Origin of the sequence: Bacillus sp. SIMBA_005, from assembly GCF_046535585.1 — a bacterium.
Classification (GTDB): domain Bacteria; phylum Bacillota; class Bacilli; order Bacillales; family Bacillaceae; genus Bacillus; species Bacillus pumilus.
Genome location: NZ_JAWRWI010001220.1, coordinates 1 through 234 on the forward strand (window position 1 = coordinate 1; position 234 = coordinate 234).

Annotated in this window: 1 protein-coding gene; it reads right to left on the bottom strand. The window is 43.6% G+C overall.

The features are described 5' to 3' along the window. Window positions 1-194, bottom strand: a 194-nt coding sequence (locus tag SB660_RS23935) for an Arm DNA-binding domain-containing protein (RefSeq protein ID WP_410585110.1), incomplete at its 3' end; no start/stop codon positions are given. Between the last annotated feature and the right edge of the window lie 40 nt (window positions 195-234).

The window sequence follows — 234 nt, forward strand, 5'->3', positions numbered from 1 at the left end:
GCATAGTCGAAAACACCAGTTTTTATTGCGTAACAAACAGAGGCGCGTAGTTCACCTGCAACGCGCCTGTTTTTTGCTGTGTCAGGAACCCCCAGATTTTCCCTGACTCTTACGCCTTTATAAACAAACCAGATACGTAATTTCCCTCCATGGTTTTCCACGCCTGTCGGATATTTCATTTCAACTTCTCTCATTAGTTAGTGTGGCTTTTAGTCAAGTAAGATGACGTCTTGG